A 17043-nucleotide genomic window follows, 5' to 3' on the forward strand; every position below is an offset into this window, starting at 1 on the left:
AATACCGCCTCAAGCCGCTCCGACCGGGTCGCCGATCGGCAGGAGCGCGGGGTTGAGCGTCGGGTCCTGCGGGTTCTTGCTGTCGCCCGGATCCTGGGCCGGCGTCAGGCGCGGCTTCTCCTGCACGCGATCGGGAGTCCCTGGTGTCGGGGTCGGCCCCGCGGCGTGTCGGCGCTTGGCAGGGGCATTGATTCTCTGGTCGGCATGACGATCTCCTTCACGAAGAAACGATGCCTCGCGGCTTTGGTTTCGGCTTTCGTCCGGCGCCTTTCGCCTGTAAGAAGGCTGCTTCGGAAAATGGAAGGCAGGCATGGCACTACGTGATCGATTTTCGAAGAAACTGACCTGTCCGCAATGCGGCAACAGCGGTTTTGCCGAAGCGTCGGAAATCGACGATCCGAAGCGCAAGCATCCGGGTTTTACGATTGATCATCTGCCGCGCGGTTTCTTTATTCAGCGCCCGTCGAATCATCAGGAGACTTGCATGATCAAGTGCGAGTGCGGGCGAAAATTTGCCTTCCGCAGCGTGGCGGAAGCGACAAGCGGTCGGGATTGAGGATCAGAACCTCTCGAGCACCTTGATGAAGGCGTCGGCAAACCGGACGAGATGCGCAGTGCCGGGTGCCGGCGTTTCCATGCGGATGTCGGTGCCGTTCTGGTCGAGCACCGCAAGAACGATCCGCATGTCCGAGGCGGCAGACGGAACGCGCAGCACGGCGATCCGCTTGCAATCTGCCATAAGGCCCTCCGCGGGGAGGTCGAAGAGAAACTCGCCGCCGGCCCGTGCGGCCGCTTCTCGGACAGCATCGCAGAAATCGGCATCGCCATCGTAGCTGTCGAGCGACAGCTCCAGTTCCAGAAGCTCCACCGGCAGAAGCGGGTCCTTGCCGTCGGTTCCTGTGAACGCCGGCGCCTGGGTGTCCACTGCAAGCTCGGATGCAATCATTGCACTTCTCCTGTTCGTCCTTGCGCGATGAACATGCTGCATTTCGGTCGCTTCATGCAATATCAGAAATTGCTCACGCACGCCATCATCGTCTTCGTCGTGGATTGCGCGTTCCGGTTCGAGACAACAGTTTCAATTTAGGCGAATCTTGCACTAAACAAGTCATTGGGCGATTTGCGTGTTCATGCGGGACGCGCCGCTTGCGAGTAACCGGTAAGTTTGATGGCAATCCGTTTCGACCGCCCTGTCTCCAGTGCCGCCCGCTTTTCGCGGCGCTTTGCGGCGTTCGCGCTGGTGCTTTGCCTGGCGGCTCTGGTCGGCCATCGCTTCGGCGGACTTGCAACACCCTATCTCGTCCTCATTCTCCTTGTTTCCGCAGGCTTCGCGGCATTGGCCGCGCTTCTGGCCGTCGCCGGTCTTCGAAGCCTCTGGCTGACGGGCGCCGAAGGCGGGCATGACGCGTTGAAGGGGCTGGTTTTCTGTGCCTTGCCGCTGGTGATCGGGGGGCTTGCGGCAGAACGCTATTTCGCCCTTCCTGCCATCTATGATGTGTCGACGGACGTCGTTTCCGCGCCGGAATGGTTGAAGCCGCCGAGTGCCGACCAGATCTGGTTGAAGCGCAATGCCGTGACGGCGGAAGATCGCGAGAAACAGCTGGAGACCTACCCCGAACTGACCGGCCGTCGCTACGACGGCGCCATCGATCGCGTGCTCGAGGCCGTGAAGAAGGTCGCCAAGCTGAATGGCATCAGGATCACCCGTGCCGAGGGTGACAGCGAGCCGCCGCGCGATTCGCAAGACAAGCCCGCCAGGGCCGGTGCCGAAGAGGGCGCTGTCGCCGATGCTCCCGAGGCCGTCCCTGTTCCGACCCCGAGGCCCTACGACGACGACGTGGCCCAGCTCATCCGCCGTGCCAACGGCGTGACGTTGCAGGGCGACACGCGCACCCTTGTTCTCGGCCTGCGCTTCGATGTCGTCATCCGGTTGCGCGAGGAGGCGGAAACCACCTTCGTCGACGTCCGCGTCGCCTCCCGCTACGGCCCCGCCGATCTCGGCTTCAGTGCCGATATCGCCGAGGACTATCTGAAGGCGCTCGACTCAGAACTGCTCGGCATTGCCGGCAGTTAGAGTATTGCTCTAGGATGATCGGTTCGGCGTGTCGTCCGGAACGAGCCAGCCCTGATAGCGCACTATCAGCCCGATCAGCGGCGCCTTGACCTCCACGTGGAAGTGGAAGCGGCCGTTGCGCTGCTCTTCGTAGGTATTGCCGCCGGGGGCGAACGATCGCGGCAGGGCCACGCCGAAAAAGCGCCAGCTCCGCACCACGAGCTTGAGCCGGCCGTCTTCGGGCTCCAGCGCCATGAGGATCCGAAACGGCCCGAAATCCTCGGCGAGGAGATGCGCGTCCGGCCCGCGTCCTGCGCATTGCCTGCTGCGGAATGTCCTGCCCCCGAACGTTCGGGTCCACGTCTCGATACCCTCAACCACGGAAAATCGAACCCTGACATCGGCCTGCCTTGCGGCTTTCGGGAAGCCGACGACGGCTGCGACAAGTCTGGCAGGAAGGCCGTGGCCGCGCTCGATGTCGGCGCGTCCCAACGCAACGCTCTCGCCTGTGACATCATGCATGGCTGCCACCGCCGGGGGCAGCGCCTCCCAGGCCTCGCCGAGCAGTCGGCGATAGAGCGAAAGGGGTGCGTTGCCGTCGCTTGTCGCCCGAATGCCGCTCGCAATCGCGTCTGTCTGAAACGAACGGATGGGCTCGATCCCTGTCTCCGCGTCCACGACACTGTCCGCGAAGACTTTCGCCGTGTCGAGCGAGCGGCCGCCTGCGAGCATGTTGCGCCGCGTCTTTTTCATCCGAGGAAGCGGCTCCGCTGCTCCGGCGTCGGCACGAAACAGGTCGCCCGCCACCCGGCAATGCGCAGGCGGTTGCGCGCCACGAATTCGTAGAGCCGGTCCGCGAGGCCGCGTGGCAGCAGTTGCAAGATCCGAACAGCCGACCAGGGGGCGCCGAGCCCGGCGATCATCCGGATGGATCCCTGCGACTTGAAGAAAGCCCGCCCGTTCTCGACCAGTATGTTGCTTTCGTAGTCGCGTCCATCCAGCCCGTAGTGCCGATAGAGGGCTTCGCCGAGCGCTGATTGGGCGGCGAGAAAGCGGTAGCGCTCCGCCTTGTCATGCTTCAGCGCGAACTGGACCCAGGCCGAACAGAACACACATTCGCCATCGAAGACGATCAGCGCCTTGTCATCGGCGAATTCGGGGACAGCTGCATCCCTGCGATAACTGTAGTCGGCGTGCATCCAATCACCTCTGTTGCGCTGGCCGATACGATCCGAACAGCGCCGGCAGCCCGTCGGTCTCGATCTCGCCGCGTTCGAGCAGATCTTCGATATGGGCCAGCACCGACAGTGCGGCTGCACCATGCAGGCGCGGATCGGTATCGCGGTAGATCACCTTCACCATCTCGATAATGGAGACGTCGCCGGCCCGGATGCGTCCGAGCACGGCGCGCTCACGCATGCGCCGGTGCGTCTTCAGCGCCCGCATGAACGACACCGGTCTCCTCACAGGTCCGCCGTGACCCGGGAGCAGCAAACGGTCGCGCCGCGCGATCAGCCTGTCGAGGGACGCCATGTAGTCTGCCATGGATCCGTCCGGCGGCGCCACGATCGAGGTTGCCCAGGCCATCACGTGGTCGGCGGAAAACAGGACGCCGGTGTCATCGAGCGCAAAGGCTAGGTGGTTGGCGGTGTGGCCGGGCGTTGCCACGGCGGTCAGTTGCCACCCGTCGCCCTCGATCGTCTCACCGTTGCCGATCGCGATGTCCGGGCGGAACGCCATGTCGGAGCTTTCCGCGAAGGGATTGATCTCGCCCGCATGCAACGGCCGGGCGGCGCGGTGCGGCCCTTCGGCGACGACAGCCGCACCTGTCGCCTCCTGCAGGCGCCTTGAAAGCGGCGAGTGGTCGCGATGTGTATGGCTAACGAGGATATGCGTGACCTCGCGCCCCTTGAGCGCGGCCATCAGCGCATGGAAGTGCGCCTCGTCCTCGGGCCCGGGATCGATGACCGCCACCGAGGCGTCGCCGACGATGTAGCTGTTGGTGCCGTGGAACGTGAAGGCGCTCGGATTGTTGACCGTGATGCGCTGCACATGAGGGGCGACGGGCATCGGCTGCCCATAAGCCGGATCGAAGTCGCGATTGAATTGCGGGTTGGCCATGTCGTTCTGCGCTGAATGCCGTCTGTTGCCGACGTCCCGTTACTTGTATTCGATCTCGATGAAGGACATCGGCTGGTCTCCGGCGTTGACTACATTGTGCTCCATGCCGGCATCGCGCCGGTAGGCGGCGCCCATGGCGATATCGACCCTGCGGCTGACGTCCTTCTCCTCGAGCAGGAATTTGCAATCCGTCATCGGCACGACCACATAGCCCATTCCATGCGTATGCACGCCTGTGTCTGCGCCTGGTTCGAAATCCCAGCGCGTGATCCGCACCACGGCGTCGTCGACGAGCAGGGTCGCAAGGGCAGGCGGGCGGGCACGATACTGGCTCATCTTCACTCCGGCGGGCTTCGGTCTGTTCGCTCCAGACCTAGCACGGCGCCTGCAAATGCGCACAGAAATATGCTCAGGCCGAAACTTAATGATTGTGACCGCCAGCGTCCTTTGCTAATCAGGCGTCGATCTGGCAAGCGGTCTCCGCTTCCAAGCTCTGGTGGGGCGTCGCCAAGCGGTAAGGCACCGGTTTTTGGTACCGGCATTCCCAGGTTCGAATCCTGGCGCCCCAGCCACTGCTTTTCCAAATTCCCGCGCAAGCAGACATTCTCCGACCTGAAGGAGGATCTCCTGGCCGGCCCGTTTCCACCAAACCGCGCGCGGCCCGACCGCACCAAATTTGGTTCCCGCCGCGCTTGTCGTTTCGCGCCATGGCCGTTGACAAAACCGGCGCGCAAAATAAGCCTCCCCTTGCTCAATTCTGAGCAAGGGGCAAACCATGAAACTAAAACTGATGTCCGTCGCGGTTGCGGCCGCCTTGCTGGCGTCTGCCGGCGCATCCTATGCGGAAGATCTCGTTTTCTCGCTGAAGAACGGCACCAATTCGGTGCTCACGAACTTCTACACCTCGCCGGTCGGCGTGAACGAGTGGGAAGACGATGTTTTCGGCAAGCAGGTTCTCAATCCGGGCGAGAGCATGGATATCACGATTGCCGACGGTCGGGACGTCTGCAAGTACGACATGCGCTTCGAATTCGAGGAGGAGTCTGACCTCGACACGACGACCGATACGCAGAACCTCTGCGAAATGGGTTCCTACACCATTCACGAATAGGCGGGGCCACGAACAGGCGGCGCCGGTCCGGAGAGGGGTCTCGGGACCGGATGTCGATCGGCTTCGAATGCAAAAGGCGGCCCGCGAAGGAGCCGCCTTTCCTGTTTCATCGATCAGGCTCGCCTCTACTGCGCCTTGTCGGCCGGCGCCAGGAATTCGGCGCAGTAGGACGGACCGTTTGCGCCCGGCACGTCGCCGGAGACGCGGATGGTGCGGATCGTGTAGTCCGAGTTCGTGGTGATCTCGACCTGGCAGCGCAGATAGAGCTTGCGGGCTGGAGAGGTCTGCTTCCCGCGCTTGCCGTCGGCGCCTTCCGCATACTTCGCCGGAACCGTCACGGTCTTGTAGCCGCCCTTCCAGGTGTAGACGTTGCCGGAACCGTTGTCGGCATCGGTGAGCGGCGGGCCGAAGGCAGCAAAGAACTTGCCGGCCGACTGGCCGACCCAGCGGCTGGAGATCGGATCTGCTGCAGTCGGAATGGTCGTGCAGCCGGCCAGCGCAATGGCGAGCCCGGCCGCGGCAAAGGTGCGGAGTTTCATCATATCGTCCCTGAATTGTCGCGCATTCGATGGCGGGGAATCGCTGCCTGGCAACGGTTCCGCGTGTCCCGTCGAGCCCTTTAGCCCGGAACTCGACAAAAGAAAATCGGCTCGCCTTCGCAATTGTAAAATTTGCCCCAGGTGTGGCTTTTTGCTCCATCCCGGTGCCCGATCTTGCCAATCTGGTGGGGTCGAAAAAATGCGCGGCCTTTTGAATTTTGGAGCTTGCACAATGGGATGGGCCGGTCTATAGAGGCGCCGCTGGTCACGGAGTGTAGCGCAGTCTGGTAGCGCACCACGTTCGGGACGTGGGGGTCGAGTGTTCGAATCACTCCACTCCGACCAGCCGAAAAGCCCGCGAAAGCGGGCTTTTTTCTTGTCTGGCCGCTGGCAACGGCTGGCTGTTTGTCGTCGACCTCGATGGAGCCGGCCCTTCGTGTCGCCTGCAGCCGCGGTCCTAGCCAGATCGACGTACACCTCACCGATCAATACCGAGTTCGTTACTACCGCAATGAGGTAATTCATACTGCATTGTGAGGTATACGCATGCTGCATTTGCCATGTTAGCGTCGTCTTCAAGAACAATGTTGAAGTATGGGCGATATGTCAAAGTATATCCTGGTTCAGGACGACGACAAATGGTCGATCGTCGACGAGGCGACGCAGGCACCCGCAAAGATCGACGGCGTGTGGCTGGCGCACATGCAGCATGACGAAGCGCGGCAGATGATCAAGATCCTCCGTGGCATCGATGTCATCCGCGGCGCGTCTACCCGCACGGCCGTGTCGGCGAAGAGACTTGGAAGGCTGGCGCTGAACGGCGCCGGTTGCGAGTAGCCCGCGGGCTGGGGAGGCTCCCGCAGACGGGAAGCGTATGCTTTCCGTTTCTGCAATCGCGCGTATAGTTGCGGCTTCGAGTGATCTCCGTCTCGGGAGGACGAAATGGATGCCAGGGCAAAAGGTGTGATTCTAGCGGCCGCCTTTCTGATCCCCACGGCAGCCTTTGCGGCCGAATCGCTGAAAGTCGACAGCCGCACTCACACGTGCAGCGACCTCGCGCAGATCATCCGCCAGAACAAATCGGTTTTTGTCCGCGTCGGCATCGGCGGCCGCAGCTTCCGCTATCCGCCGGCCAAATGTAAGCTGGGTGAGAAGCGCGGCACCACCAATTTGCGCGATGCAAGCGGCAAGCAGTGCATCCTCGATTACGCCTGCGTCTACGACCCTCAGTCGTTCTATAACTTCCGGTAGCGCCGGCCGTGCGTCGCCTGCGCGCGACTCGGCCGCCGGCCACGGTCGCGCCATCTGGAAAAGGACTCTTGCCAATCTAGATGTTGCCTGCGGCATATCGGGCGCTTAAAGCTGGCAGGCACTTCCCCGTCATGAAAAGTGGATCGATGAGCAGCAACTTCTATTCCAACCTGGGCGGCCTGCCGCCGCAGACCGAGCTTCTGTCCAGCAAGGCGGTCTTCACGACAGCCTATGCCGTCATTCCCCGGACCGTCATGACGGATATCGTCACCAGCGTGCTTCCGCACTGGTCGGGAACCCGCGCCTGGGTGCTGTCGCGTCCGCTCACCGGCTTTTCCGAGACCTTTTCGCAATATGTGATGGAAGTGCAGCCGAGCGGCGGCAGCGACCGGCCGGAACCGGAAAAACGCGCCGAGGGCGTGCTTTTCGTGGTCGAAGGCGAAATGACCGTCGAGTTCGAAGGCGCAGCTCATGCCCTGCGCTCCGGCTCGTTCGCCTATCTTCCGGCAGGCTCCGCGTGGCGCCTCTGGAACAGCAGCTCGGCTCCGGTGAAATTTCACTGGGTGCGCAAGGCCTTTCAGGAAGTCGAGGGGCTGGAGCCGCCGCCGGCGATCTTCACGCATGAGGACAACCATCCGGTTTCGGCGATGCCCGATACCGACGGCCGCTGGGGAACGACCCGCTTCATCGACCCGACCGATGTGCGCTACGACATGCACGTGAACATCGTCACGCTGGAAACCGGCGCCGTCATCCCCTTCATGGAAACCCACGTCATGGAGCACGGCCTCTATGTGCTGGAAGGCAAGGCCGTCTATCGCCTGAACACGGATTGGGTCGAGGTCGAAGCGGGCGACTTCATGTGGCTGCGCGCCTTCTGCCCGCAGGCCTGCTATGCCGGCGGCCCCGGTCGCTTCCGCTACTTGCTTTACAAGGACGTCAATCGCCATGTGGCGTTGTGGTAGGGATAGGTTGCGCTGCCCTCATTCCTGTGCTCGTCACAGGAATCCAGGCACCGCGCGTCTGCGCCGTGAGAAGAGCCTTTTGCGCTCAAGGACTTGAGCGCGCTGGACCCCGCCACAAGGGCGAGGATGAGCGAGCGAATGGGGAACATTCAACACTGACATCGCAGCACCGGATGCTTTTAGGGTAGCATCGCTGACGATGAGACGGGGCCTCTCAGCCCCGGCTTGGTTTCCAGCCCTCAGATGTCGCTTGCGGCGTCCGACCAGAGGTCGGCGGCCTGGGCGGCGGTCATGCGCCGGACCTCGGCTTCGTGGCGGCGGTTGGCGAAGAGTTCGCTCGCCATGATCTGATCGGCGAGATCGGCCGGCAGGGAGAGGATCACGCGAGCATCGCCGCCGTGGATCCCGCCGAGTTCCGAGCGCTTGGCCGTGATCATGCCGCCTGCTACCGTGTTGTTGGTGTCGGGATCGATCAGGATGAACGAGCCCGAGGAACGGTTCTGTTCGTAGGGATCGAAGATCGCGGCCTCGTCGAAGGCGAGATGAACCTTGCCGATGGCGTTCATGTAGAGCGTGTCGGCCGACGTCCAGGTTCCACTTTTCAGCTGCAGCTGGGCGACCGGCTGCACCTGCACGCGCTGGCGGCGGCTGCCGCTCTTCAGCCAATAGCGCTTGCCGGGCTCGATGCCCTCGGGCTGCAGTGCCACGATCTGGGCGTCGAAGGAGAGGCCGACCTGCGGCTGGGCGTCGATCGAGACGATCATGTCGCCGCGCGCCACGTCCACCTGGCGGTCGAGGACGAGCGTGATGGCATCGCCGGCAACAGCTGCATTGCGCACGAGGTCGAAGGTGACGATCTTCGACACGTTGGCGACCATGCCCGACGGCAGGATCATGACGCTATCGCCGGGCTTCACCGAGCCGCCGGCAACCGTGCCCTGATAGCCGCGGAAGCTTTCGCCTGGACGCGAGACGCGCTGGACCGAGAGGCGGAAGCCGACAGTCTGCGAGGACCGTACCGTGGCAAGCTCCAGCGTCTCGACCAGCGTCGGGCCGGAATACCACGGCATCGATGCCTCGCCGGAGTAGACGACGTTTTCGCCCTTCAGCGCCGACATTGGGATCGCGGTGATCTGTTTGACGCCGAGCGACAGCGCGAACTCGCGGAACTCGTGCGTAATCCTCTCGAAACCGGCACGGTCGTAGTTCGTCAGGTCGATCTTGTTGATCGCCAGCACGAACTGCCTGATGCCGAGCAGCGAGGCGATCGTCGCATGGCGGCGCGTCTGTTCCAGAATGCCGGCGCGGGCGTCCACAAGCAGGATCGCGAGATCCGCGGTCGATGCACCCGTTGCCATGTTGCGCGTGTACTGTTCGTGGCCGGGCGTGTCGGCGACGATGAACGAGCGCTTGCCGGTCGAGAAATAGCGATAGGCGACATCGATGGTGATGCCCTGTTCGCGTTCGGCCTGCAGGCCGTCGAGCAACAGCGCGAAGTCGGGCAGGCCGAGATCGTTTTGCTTGCCGGTCGAATCGCGCTGCAGCGTCGCCGCCTGATCTTCCTTGACCGCCTTGGTATCCCAGAGCAGGCGGCCGATCAGCGTGGACTTGCCGTCATCGACGCTGCCGCAGGTGATGAGGCGGAGCGGGCGCGTGTCGCGCACCGCTTTGACAGCCTCGGCAACGGGGAGGGGGACGACGGTTGCGGCCGAGGCTGCTGTTTGAGCTGCAGTCATCTCAGAAATATCCTTCACGCTTCTTCTTTTCCATAGAGCCGGATTGGTCGCGGTCGATCGCGCGGCCCTGGCGTTCGGAGACCGTTGCGATCTCGAGTTCGGCAATCACCTCTTCGAGAGTGGTTGCCTGGGAGGGAATGGCGCCGGTCAGCGGGAAGTCGCCCAGCGTGCGGAAACGGATCATGCCTTCTTGGCGAACTTCGCCCGGCAGCAGTTCCAGGCGCGGGTCTTCGGCAAGGATCATCATGCCGTCGCGTTCGACGTATGGCCGCTTCTTGGCATAATAGAGCGGCACCAGCGGGATATCCTCGGCCTGGATGTAGCGCCAGATGTCGACCTCGGTCCAGTTCGACAGCGGGAAGGCGCGCACGCTTTCGCCCTTGCGGATCTGGCCATTGTAGACGTTCCAGAGTTCCGGGCGCTGGTTGCGCGGATCCCAGCGATGGTCGGGCGTGCGGAAGGAATAGATGCGCTCCTTGGCGCGGCTTGCTTCCTCGTCGCGGCGTGCGCCACCGAAGGCAGCATCGAACTTGCCGGCGTCGAGGGCCTGGCGCAGCCCTTCGGTCTTCATGATGTCGGTAAAGGTTGCCGAGCCATGGGTGAACGGCGTGATGCCCTCCGCCGCGCCACGCGGATTGATGTGCTCGATCAGGTCGAGATCGTATTTCTTCGCGGTCTCGTCACGAAACGCGATCATCTCGCGGAACTTCCAGCCGGTGTTGACATGCAGCAGCGGGAAGGGGACGCGGCCGGGGTAGAAGGCCTTGCGCGCCAGATGCAGTAGCACGGACGAATCCTTGCCGATCGAATAGAGCATCACCGGACGCTCGAATTCGGCTGCCACTTCACGGAAGATGTGGATGGATTCGTTTTCGAGGGCTTTCAGATGCGGATCGAGCGGCGACTTTGTGCTCTGCGGATTGTTGAGTTCCGTATCCGGACGGCTATCGGGCATTACTAACTCCAGACTTCGATCATTCGCGGGCGAGAGGCGTCCGGAATGGAGTACAATTCAGATTTCGGGGAGCGCATGGTTGCCGCGCTCCGGTCCCGAGGTCGACGGGCTACTGTTGGGCGGCAATCGCCGAGGCCTCTTCGGCAACATGCAGGCCGCATTCGCGCGTCTGGTCCTGCTCCCACCACCAGCGGCCGGCACGCTCGGGCTCGCCGGGCTTGATGGCCCGCGTGCAGGGCTCGCAGCCGATCGACGGGTAACCGCGCGCATGCATCGGATTGACCGGCACGCTGTTGTCGGCGACATAGGCCTTGATGATGTCGATATCCCAGTCGGCCAGCGGGTTGACCTTCAGGAGATGCCGCTCGGCGTCGTACTCGGCAAAGGGCGTCTCGGCGCGGTTGGCGGACTGACCGCGGCGAAGGCCGGTGATCCAGATCGTTGCTCCTGAGAGCGCGCGCGCAAGCGGCTTCAGCTTGCGCACGCCACAACAGGCATGCCTGGCTTCGACGCTCTCGTAGAAGCCGTTCAGGCCGTATTGGGCGGCATAGGCATCGATATCGGCCTGCTCCGGCTCGTAGCGGCTTATATGGATATCATACTGCTTCTCGGTCTCGTCGATCAGCGCGAGCGTTTCGGCAAAGAGCCTGCCGGTCTGCAGCGTCACGACGTCGATCGGCAGGCGGTGATTGCCGATCTCCGCCGTGATCACCTGGTCCTCGATGCCGAGCGAGGTTGTGAACACGACGCGCCCGCCGAGACCAGTCACGAACGACAGACGTTCGGCCAGGTTAAGGTTAGCAAGTTTCGCGTTCAGCGTTTCCGCTTCTTCGATTGTATGGGCAACAGTCATGGGAATCCTGTCCTAGATGCTGGCCGGAGTATCGCAGGTCAGGAATGGATGGGACAGAAACAGGCATTTCGAAAGCGGGCGTGAAAGGAGCAAATATCTCTCCCCGACCACTGCAATGCGGAAAAGCAGCCGCGCGAACGATGAAAATCGCCCGCGAGCCCTAATGTCTATTGAATTAGTAGAGTTACACGCTGCCTGTCAATTGGAAATCTGAATTGATAGCGCCGAAGTCGAATTTTAGCGTAGATTCATGCTCATTGGCCGAGGGCAAAAAACAAGGCCAAAAACCTTATGTCTCAGGGGTTTCGCTTCTTCATTCAAATTCCGTTCATGCTGGAAGTGCGATAGAGATACGGTGATGATTTCCGTGGGCTGAGAATCAGCCCGCCATGTGTGTGTTGACGGGCAAAATGATTACCCAGAAAGCCAAATATGCGCTGCGAGCGCTCACCGTTCTGGCCGAGGCCGATGACGGCGAACCTGTGATGATCTCCGACATCGCGGCGCAGCAGAAGATACCGAAGAAGTTCCTGGAACAGATACTGCTTGACCTGAAGCATCAGGGTATCGTCTCCAGCCGCCGCGGCAAGCAGGGCGGCTATCTGCTGCTGAAACCGGCCGATATGATCACCTTCGGCGAGGTGCTGCGCATCATCGACGGCCCGATCGCTCCGCTGCCGTGCCTATCGATCACGGCCTATCGCAAATGCGATGACTGCGAGGGCGAACAGAACTGCGAAATCCGCCACGTCTTCGCAAAAGTTGCGGATGCCACGCGCAAGGTGCTTTTCTCCACGACGATCGCCGATGCCATTGAACCCGCCAAGGTTCCGCAGGTCGCGCGCATGCTGGCCTGAGTGGCGGTTCCGGTCGATTTGTGGCGCTTCGCCTGGGTTGGGGCGATAAAAAGATTGACGGGCTGGCCTATCAGGATGGAATCCGGGGCGAGTGGTGAAGCTGCTGTTCGATACCATCATCCTGATCGACTACCTGAACGCGATCACCGCCGCCGTCGAAGAGCTTGATGGCTACGAACGTGCGGCAATTGATATCATCACCCGGCCGGAGGTGTTGGCGGGTGCCGCACCTGACGTCGTCGATGCGACGCGCCGTTTTCTCTCCGGCTTCCACGTCATTCCCTTGGAAGCCGCCATTGCGGAAAAAGCGGTTCAGATCAGGAAGATACACCGCATAAGATTGCCCACGCCATCATCTGGGCGACGGCCGCGGCGAATTCGATGCTTCTTGTCACCAGGAACTCGAAGGATTCCCTGCCGGTGCGCCCGGTGTGCGTCTTCCCTACGTTCTCTCGCCCATTATCGATCACTCACCGCCCAGCGCGGATTGATCCACGGCTCCTGGTTTGAGCGTGGCAGCGGCTGCTTGCCGAGGATATGGTCGGCGGCCTTTTCGCCGGTCATGATCGAGGGGCCGTTGAGGTTGCCGTAGGTGACGTGTGGGAAGATGGAGCTGTCAGCGACGCGCAATCCGTCGACGCCGATCACCCGGGTTTCGGGATCAACGACCGCCATCGGATCGTCCTTGGCGCCCATCTTGCAGGTGCCGCAGGGGTGATAGGCGCTTTCCAGATGCTCGCGCAGGAAGGCATCGATCTGATCGTCGGTCTGAACGCCTTCGCCCGGCTGGATTTCCGGCCCGCGATACTGGTCGAACGCCTGCTGCCCGAAGATCTCGCGGGTCAGCCGCACGCAGTGGCGGAACTTTTCCCAGTCCTCGGCATGGCTCATATAGTTGAAGCGAATGACCGGATCGGCCGTCGGGTCCGACGATTGCAGCGTGACGTTGCCGCGCGACTTCGACAGGTTGTAGCCGACATGCACCTGGAAGCCGTGGCTCTTGGCTGCCGCCTTGCCGTCGTAGCTGATCGCCACCGGTAGGAAGTGATACTGGATGTCGGGCTGCTTGACGCCGGGCGCCGAGCGCAGGAAGGCGCAGGCCTCGAACTGGTTGGACGTGCCGAGGCCCGAACGAGTCAAGAGCCACTGCGCGCCCGCAACGCCCTGCCAGAACCAGGGGAGCCAGGAATAGAGCGACACCGGCTTGGTGCTCACCTGCTGGAAATAGAATTCCATGTGGTCCTGGAGATTGGCGCCGACGCCCGGCCGGTCGGCTTTGACCTCGATGCCCATGTCCCGCAGGTGCCCGCCAGCGCCGATGCCCGACAGCATCAAAAGCTTCGGCGAGTTGAACGAGGAGGCCGAAATGATCACCTCGCGGTTCGCCTTCACCACCTCCACCTTGCCGCCGCGCTCGATCTCTACGCCGGTCGCACGCCCGTTCTCGATCACCACCTTGCGGGCAAAGCCGTAGACGAGCTCGACATTCGGCCGTTTCAGCGCCGGCTTCAGGTAGGCGTTCGCAGCAGACCAGCGCCGGCCCTGGAAGATGGTCTGTTCCATCAGCCCGAAGCCTTCCTGTTTCGAACCGTTGTAATCGTCCGTCGCCTCGAATCCGGCCTGCTTTCCAGCCTCGATGAAGGCGTGGAAGAGGGGGTTCGTCATACCGCCGCGCTGCACATGCAGCGGGCCATCCGTGCCGCGCCAGCCCTCTTCGCCGCCATGCGAATGCTCCATCCGCTTGAAATAGGGCAGCACGTCGGCATAAGCCCAGCCGTTGGCGCCGAGGTCCTCCCAGCGGTCGTAGTCTTCCGCGTGGCCGCGCACGTACACCATGCCGTTGATCGAGGACGAGCCGCCGATCACCTTGCCGCGCGGTGCGGTGATGCGCCTGTTGTTGAGCGCGGGCTCCGGTTCCGAGAGGTAGCCCCAGTTGTAGCGCTTCATGCTCATCGGCCAGGCAAGCGCCGCCGGCATCTGGATGAACGGCCCGAAATCGCTGCCGCCCGCCTCGATGACGATCACGCTGTTCCTGCCGTCTTCCGAGAGGCGATAGGCGAGGGCCGAGCCGGCGGAACCGGAGCCGATGATGACGAAATCTGCCTGCATGATGGATCCCATAATGTTTGTCTTACCGCAGCCCCTCATCCGGCTGCCGCCACCTTCTCCCCGGGGGGAGAAGGATATGCTGCGCCGCCTCGTTTCTCGTTCTCCCCTCGGGGAGAAGGTGCCCACAGGGCGGATACAAGGGGTGCGGCGCGCAATTATTTCAATACGGCGACTGCACCGGCCCCATGCCGACATAGACGGTCTTCAGTTCCGAATAGTGCTCCAGCGCCGCAAGCGAATTCTCCCGCCCGAAGCCCGATTGCTTCGATCCGCCGAAGGGGATTTCGACCGGGCAGAGATTGTAGGTATTGATCCAGAGGGTGCCGGCTTCCAGCTGATCGACGACGCGGTGTGCACGGGTGATGTCGGAGGTGAAGACGCCGCCGGAGAGGCCGAATTCGGTGGCATTCGCCCTGCCGATTACCTCGGCCTCGTCATCGAAATCGAGCACGCACATGACAGGTCCGAAGATCTCTTCGCGCGCGATCGTCATGCCGTCCGTCACATCGGCAAAGACCGTCGGCTGCACGTAGTAGCCTTCACCGGAGACGTTGTTGGGGATGCCGCCGCCGGCGACCAGCGTCGCGCCCTCGGCCTTGCCCTTCTCGATATAGTCGAGGACCTTGCCGCGCTGCACCCACGAGACCATCGGCCCGAGCTGCGTCGCCTCGTCCATCGGATCGCCGATGACGATTGCCTCCGTGCGTGCCTTCAGCCGCTTCAGGAATTCTCCCTTGATCTTCCTGTGTACGAAGACGCGCGTTCCGTTCGAGCAGACCTGGCCGGTCGAATAGAAATTGCCGAGCATGGCGCCGCCGATGGCGCTGTCGATGTCCGCATCGTCGAAGATGATCAGCGGCGACTTGCCGCCGAGCTCCATGGTGACATGCTTAAGGTTTCCGGCGGCCGCTGCTGCCACCTTGCGTCCGGTCGGCACTGAGCCGGTTAGCGAAACCTTCGCGACATCGGGGTGATTGACGAGCAGAGGGCCGGTGGTGCGGTCGCCCTGGATGACGTTGTAAAGGCCCTTCGGCAGGCCGGCCTCGTGCAGGATCTCGGCAATGGCAAGCGCGCCGAGCGGCGTGTTTTCCGAAGGCTTGAAGACCATGGCATTGCCGGCGGCGAGCGCCGGCGCGCCCTTCCAGCAGGCGATCTGCTGAGGGTAGTTCCACGCGCCGATGCCGACGCAAACGCCGAGCGGCACGCGCTTGGTATAGGCGAAGTCGCCGCCGAGCGGGATGTAGGAGCCGTTGAGACCGGCGGCCACGGCCCCGCCGAAGAACTCGAAGCTGTCGGCGCCCGAGGTCGGGTCGGCGACGATTGTTTCCTGGATCGGCTTGCCGGTGTCGAGCGTTTCGAGCTCGGAAAGCTCGCGGTTGCGCTCGCGCATGATGTCGGCGGCGCGCTTCAGGATGCGGCCACGTGCCGTCGGGCTCATTGCCGCCCATTCCGGCTGCGCGCGCTTGGCAGCGGCGATCGCCTTTTCGACGATGGCGGGCGTTGCCGCGTGCAGCCGGGCAATGACTTCGCCGGTGGCCGGATAGAGGCTTTCGATGACGCTGCCGCCCTCGTCTTCCACATATTCGCCGTCGATGAAGTGCGACGCCTTGGGTTGGGCTCTGAGGGTCATCGGGTCTGTCCTTCGCGTGGTTCGGTGCGGCAGAAACGAGAGGCGCTCATTCCTGTGCTTGTCACAGGAATCCAGCCACGGCGCGTCGGCGCCGTGAGAGACCGTCCTGCTATGAAACTGGTATTTCGCGCCCAAGGACCTGGGCGCACTGGATTCCTGTGACAAGAACAGGAATGAGGGAGCATATGTGCCATCATCGCTCGACCCCCCTCAACTGCATCGTTACATAATCCTCCGTCAGCGCGATCGAGGCTTCTATGCCGATTGGCGCCGATTTCAGACTTTGCCGGATATAGAGACCGTCGATCATCGCGGCCGCGCCTTCAGCGATGCGTTCTGCGGCATCGGAGGGGCAAAGCGCTTTGAGATTGGCAAGTAAGTTCGAGCGCAGCCGCCGGGCGTAGATGACGAGGAAGCGACGCGTTTCTTCGGAGCGCTGCGCCTCCGCATAGAAGGCGAGCCAGGCGGCGATGGTCTCGGGCGCGAACTGGTCGGCGTGGAAACTGATGCGGATGATCGCGGCGAGCTTTTGGCGCGGCGTCGCGGCCATCCGCAGCGCCGTCACTGCATCGTCGCGCAACTGGCGTAGAAGCGAGCGGATCGTCTCGATCAGCAACTGTTCTTTGCTGCCGAAATAGTGGTGCGCGAGCGCAGGCGAAACGCCGGCCTGCCGCGCGATCTCGGACATGGTGACGCTGAGCGAGCCGTGATCTCCGATCACGCGCAGCGCCGCATCGACGAGCGCCTTGCGGCGCACAGGCTCCATTCCGACTTTCGGCATAACGCTGCTCCGGCAAAGATCGCATCCTAATATTGATTGACTGATCAATCAATAAAAAATCTTTCGACTTTTCCGGAGGGTA

General features: G+C 62.5%; 20 protein-coding genes, 2 tRNA genes and 1 pseudogene. 9 read left to right on the plus strand and 14 right to left on the minus strand.

Features of this window, described 5'->3' with window-relative positions; translation table 11 throughout:
• Positions 1 to 9: 9 nt before the first annotated feature.
• A pseudogene (locus AC1DMK_RS16150) lies at positions 10 to 206 on the minus strand (hypothetical protein).
• 104 nt (positions 207 to 310) lie between these two features.
• Between AC1DMK_RS16150 and AC1DMK_RS16155 the strand changes: the two are divergent.
• The gene (locus tag AC1DMK_RS16155; RefSeq protein ID WP_037059947.1) at positions 311 to 556 is read left to right on the plus strand and encodes a hypothetical protein; all 246 of its coding nucleotides are present in this window, start codon (positions 311 to 313) and stop codon (positions 554 to 556) included.
• 3 nt (positions 557 to 559) lie between these two features.
• On the opposite strand, the gene AC1DMK_RS16160 is transcribed toward AC1DMK_RS16155, so the two are convergent.
• The gene (locus AC1DMK_RS16160; RefSeq protein WP_037059949.1) at positions 560 to 946 is read right to left on the minus strand and encodes a hypothetical protein; all 387 of its coding nucleotides are present in this window, start codon (positions 944 to 946) and stop codon (positions 560 to 562) included.
• Positions 947 to 1168: 222 nt separating this feature from the next.
• Here AC1DMK_RS16160 and AC1DMK_RS16165 point away from each other — a divergent pair, with 222 nt between their 5' ends.
• Positions 1169 to 2074 (plus strand): DUF1499 domain-containing protein, encoded by a 906-nt coding sequence (locus tag AC1DMK_RS16165; RefSeq protein ID WP_037059951.1) that lies wholly within the window; start codon positions 1169 to 1171, stop codon positions 2072 to 2074.
• A 9-nt stretch (positions 2075 to 2083) separates the two neighbouring features.
• Here AC1DMK_RS16165 and AC1DMK_RS16170 read toward each other — a convergent pair whose 3' ends face one another.
• Genes AC1DMK_RS16170 through AC1DMK_RS16185 form a run of 4 tightly spaced genes read right to left on the minus strand, consistent with a single transcriptional unit; the run spans position 2084 to position 4510 of the window.
• Entirely contained in the window at positions 2084 to 2806 is a 723-nt protein-coding gene (locus AC1DMK_RS16170) for a DUF4166 domain-containing protein (RefSeq protein WP_477860308.1), read from the minus strand.
• Positions 2803 to 3252, minus strand: a complete 450-nt coding sequence (locus tag AC1DMK_RS16175; protein WP_477860310.1) for a thiol-disulfide oxidoreductase DCC family protein — start codon at positions 3250 to 3252, stop codon at positions 2803 to 2805. Before AC1DMK_RS16175 ends, AC1DMK_RS16170 begins: the two co-directional genes overlap by 4 nt.
• 4 nt (positions 3253 to 3256) lie before the next feature.
• Positions 3257 to 4174: an MBL fold metallo-hydrolase gene (locus AC1DMK_RS16180; RefSeq protein ID WP_037059954.1), complete on the minus strand. Its 918-nt coding sequence runs from the start codon at positions 4172 to 4174 to the stop codon at positions 3257 to 3259.
• Positions 4175 to 4213: 39 nt separating this feature from the next.
• Positions 4214 to 4510 carry a cupin domain-containing protein gene (locus tag AC1DMK_RS16185; protein ID WP_477860311.1) on the minus strand — a complete coding sequence of 99 codons (297 nt, stop codon included), beginning with the start codon at positions 4508 to 4510 and terminating at the stop codon, positions 4214 to 4216.
• Positions 4511 to 4671: 161 nt separating this feature from the next.
• Between AC1DMK_RS16185 and AC1DMK_RS16190 the strand changes: the two genes are divergently transcribed.
• Together AC1DMK_RS16190 and AC1DMK_RS16195 are read left to right on the plus strand one after the other, a co-directional pair.
• Positions 4672 to 4746, plus strand: a tRNA-Gln gene (locus AC1DMK_RS16190).
• A 203-nt stretch (positions 4747 to 4949) separates the two neighbouring features.
• The gene (locus tag AC1DMK_RS16195) at positions 4950 to 5285 is read left to right on the plus strand and encodes a hypothetical protein (protein WP_037059961.1); all 336 of its coding nucleotides are present in this window, start codon (positions 4950 to 4952) and stop codon (positions 5283 to 5285) included.
• 125 nt (positions 5286 to 5410) lie between these two features.
• Here AC1DMK_RS16195 and AC1DMK_RS16200 read toward each other — a convergent pair whose 3' ends face one another.
• Positions 5411 to 5824 carry a hypothetical protein gene (locus AC1DMK_RS16200; protein WP_037060041.1) on the minus strand — a complete coding sequence of 138 codons (414 nt, stop codon included), beginning with the start codon at positions 5822 to 5824 and terminating at the stop codon, positions 5411 to 5413.
• A 268-nt stretch (positions 5825 to 6092) separates the two neighbouring features.
• Between AC1DMK_RS16200 and AC1DMK_RS16205 the strand changes: the two genes are divergently transcribed.
• The 4 genes from AC1DMK_RS16205 to AC1DMK_RS16220 all read left to right on the plus strand — a co-directional run bounded on the left by AC1DMK_RS16205 (position 6093) and on the right by AC1DMK_RS16220 (position 8040).
• Positions 6093 to 6169: transfer RNA gene (locus AC1DMK_RS16205), tRNA-Pro, on the plus strand.
• Between the two features lie 258 nt (positions 6170 to 6427).
• Complete coding sequence (locus tag AC1DMK_RS16210) at positions 6428 to 6661, plus strand: hypothetical protein (protein WP_158447489.1); 234 nt, start codon at positions 6428 to 6430, stop codon at positions 6659 to 6661.
• Between the two features lie 105 nt (positions 6662 to 6766).
• On the plus strand, positions 6767 to 7075 hold the full coding sequence (locus AC1DMK_RS16215; RefSeq protein WP_037059963.1) for a hypothetical protein: 309 nt from the start codon (positions 6767 to 6769) through the stop codon (positions 7073 to 7075).
• A gap of 146 nt (positions 7076 to 7221) precedes the next feature.
• Positions 7222 to 8040, plus strand: a complete 819-nt coding sequence (locus AC1DMK_RS16220; protein ID WP_477860314.1) for a bifunctional allantoicase/(S)-ureidoglycine aminohydrolase — start codon at positions 7222 to 7224, stop codon at positions 8038 to 8040.
• 239 nt (positions 8041 to 8279) lie between these two features.
• Here AC1DMK_RS16220 and cysN read toward each other — a convergent pair whose 3' ends face one another.
• The 3 genes from cysN to AC1DMK_RS16235 all read right to left on the minus strand — a co-directional run bounded on the left by cysN (position 8280) and on the right by AC1DMK_RS16235 (position 11584).
• The gene (gene cysN / locus AC1DMK_RS16225; protein ID WP_037059965.1) at positions 8280 to 9776 is read right to left on the minus strand and encodes a sulfate adenylyltransferase subunit CysN; all 1497 of its coding nucleotides are present in this window, start codon (positions 9774 to 9776) and stop codon (positions 8280 to 8282) included.
• Between the two features lies 1 nt (position 9777).
• Positions 9778 to 10731 (minus strand): sulfate adenylyltransferase subunit CysD, encoded by a 954-nt coding sequence (cysD, locus tag AC1DMK_RS16230; protein WP_037059967.1) that lies wholly within the window; start codon positions 10729 to 10731, stop codon positions 9778 to 9780.
• 109 nt (positions 10732 to 10840) lie between these two features.
• Complete coding sequence (locus tag AC1DMK_RS16235; RefSeq protein ID WP_037059969.1) at positions 10841 to 11584, minus strand: phosphoadenylyl-sulfate reductase; 744 nt, start codon at positions 11582 to 11584, stop codon at positions 10841 to 10843.
• A gap of 410 nt (positions 11585 to 11994) precedes the next feature.
• Between AC1DMK_RS16235 and AC1DMK_RS16240 the strand changes: the two genes are divergently transcribed.
• Entirely contained in the window at positions 11995 to 12441 is a 447-nt protein-coding gene (locus tag AC1DMK_RS16240; protein WP_037060046.1) for an RrF2 family transcriptional regulator, read from the plus strand.
• Between the two features lie 70 nt (positions 12442 to 12511).
• On the opposite strand, the gene AC1DMK_RS16245 is transcribed toward AC1DMK_RS16240, so the two are convergent.
• The 4 genes from AC1DMK_RS16245 to betI form a co-directional block, all read right to left on the minus strand.
• On the minus strand, positions 12512 to 12772 hold the full coding sequence (locus tag AC1DMK_RS16245; RefSeq protein WP_037059972.1) for a hypothetical protein: 261 nt from the start codon (positions 12770 to 12772) through the stop codon (positions 12512 to 12514).
• Between the two features lie 128 nt (positions 12773 to 12900).
• Positions 12901 to 14550 (minus strand): choline dehydrogenase, encoded by a 1650-nt coding sequence (betA, locus tag AC1DMK_RS16250; RefSeq protein ID WP_037060048.1) that lies wholly within the window; start codon positions 14548 to 14550, stop codon positions 12901 to 12903.
• Positions 14551 to 14710: 160 nt separating this feature from the next.
• Positions 14711 to 16180 (minus strand): betaine-aldehyde dehydrogenase, encoded by a 1470-nt coding sequence (gene betB, locus AC1DMK_RS16255; RefSeq protein ID WP_037059974.1) that lies wholly within the window; start codon positions 16178 to 16180, stop codon positions 14711 to 14713.
• 193 nt (positions 16181 to 16373) lie between these two features.
• Positions 16374 to 16961: a transcriptional regulator BetI gene (betI, locus tag AC1DMK_RS16260; protein ID WP_037059976.1), complete on the minus strand. Its 588-nt coding sequence runs from the start codon at positions 16959 to 16961 to the stop codon at positions 16374 to 16376.
• Positions 16962 to 17043: the final 82 nt, after the last annotated feature.

The sequence above is a fragment of the Rhizobium sp. 05L419 genome (assembly GCF_056397845.1).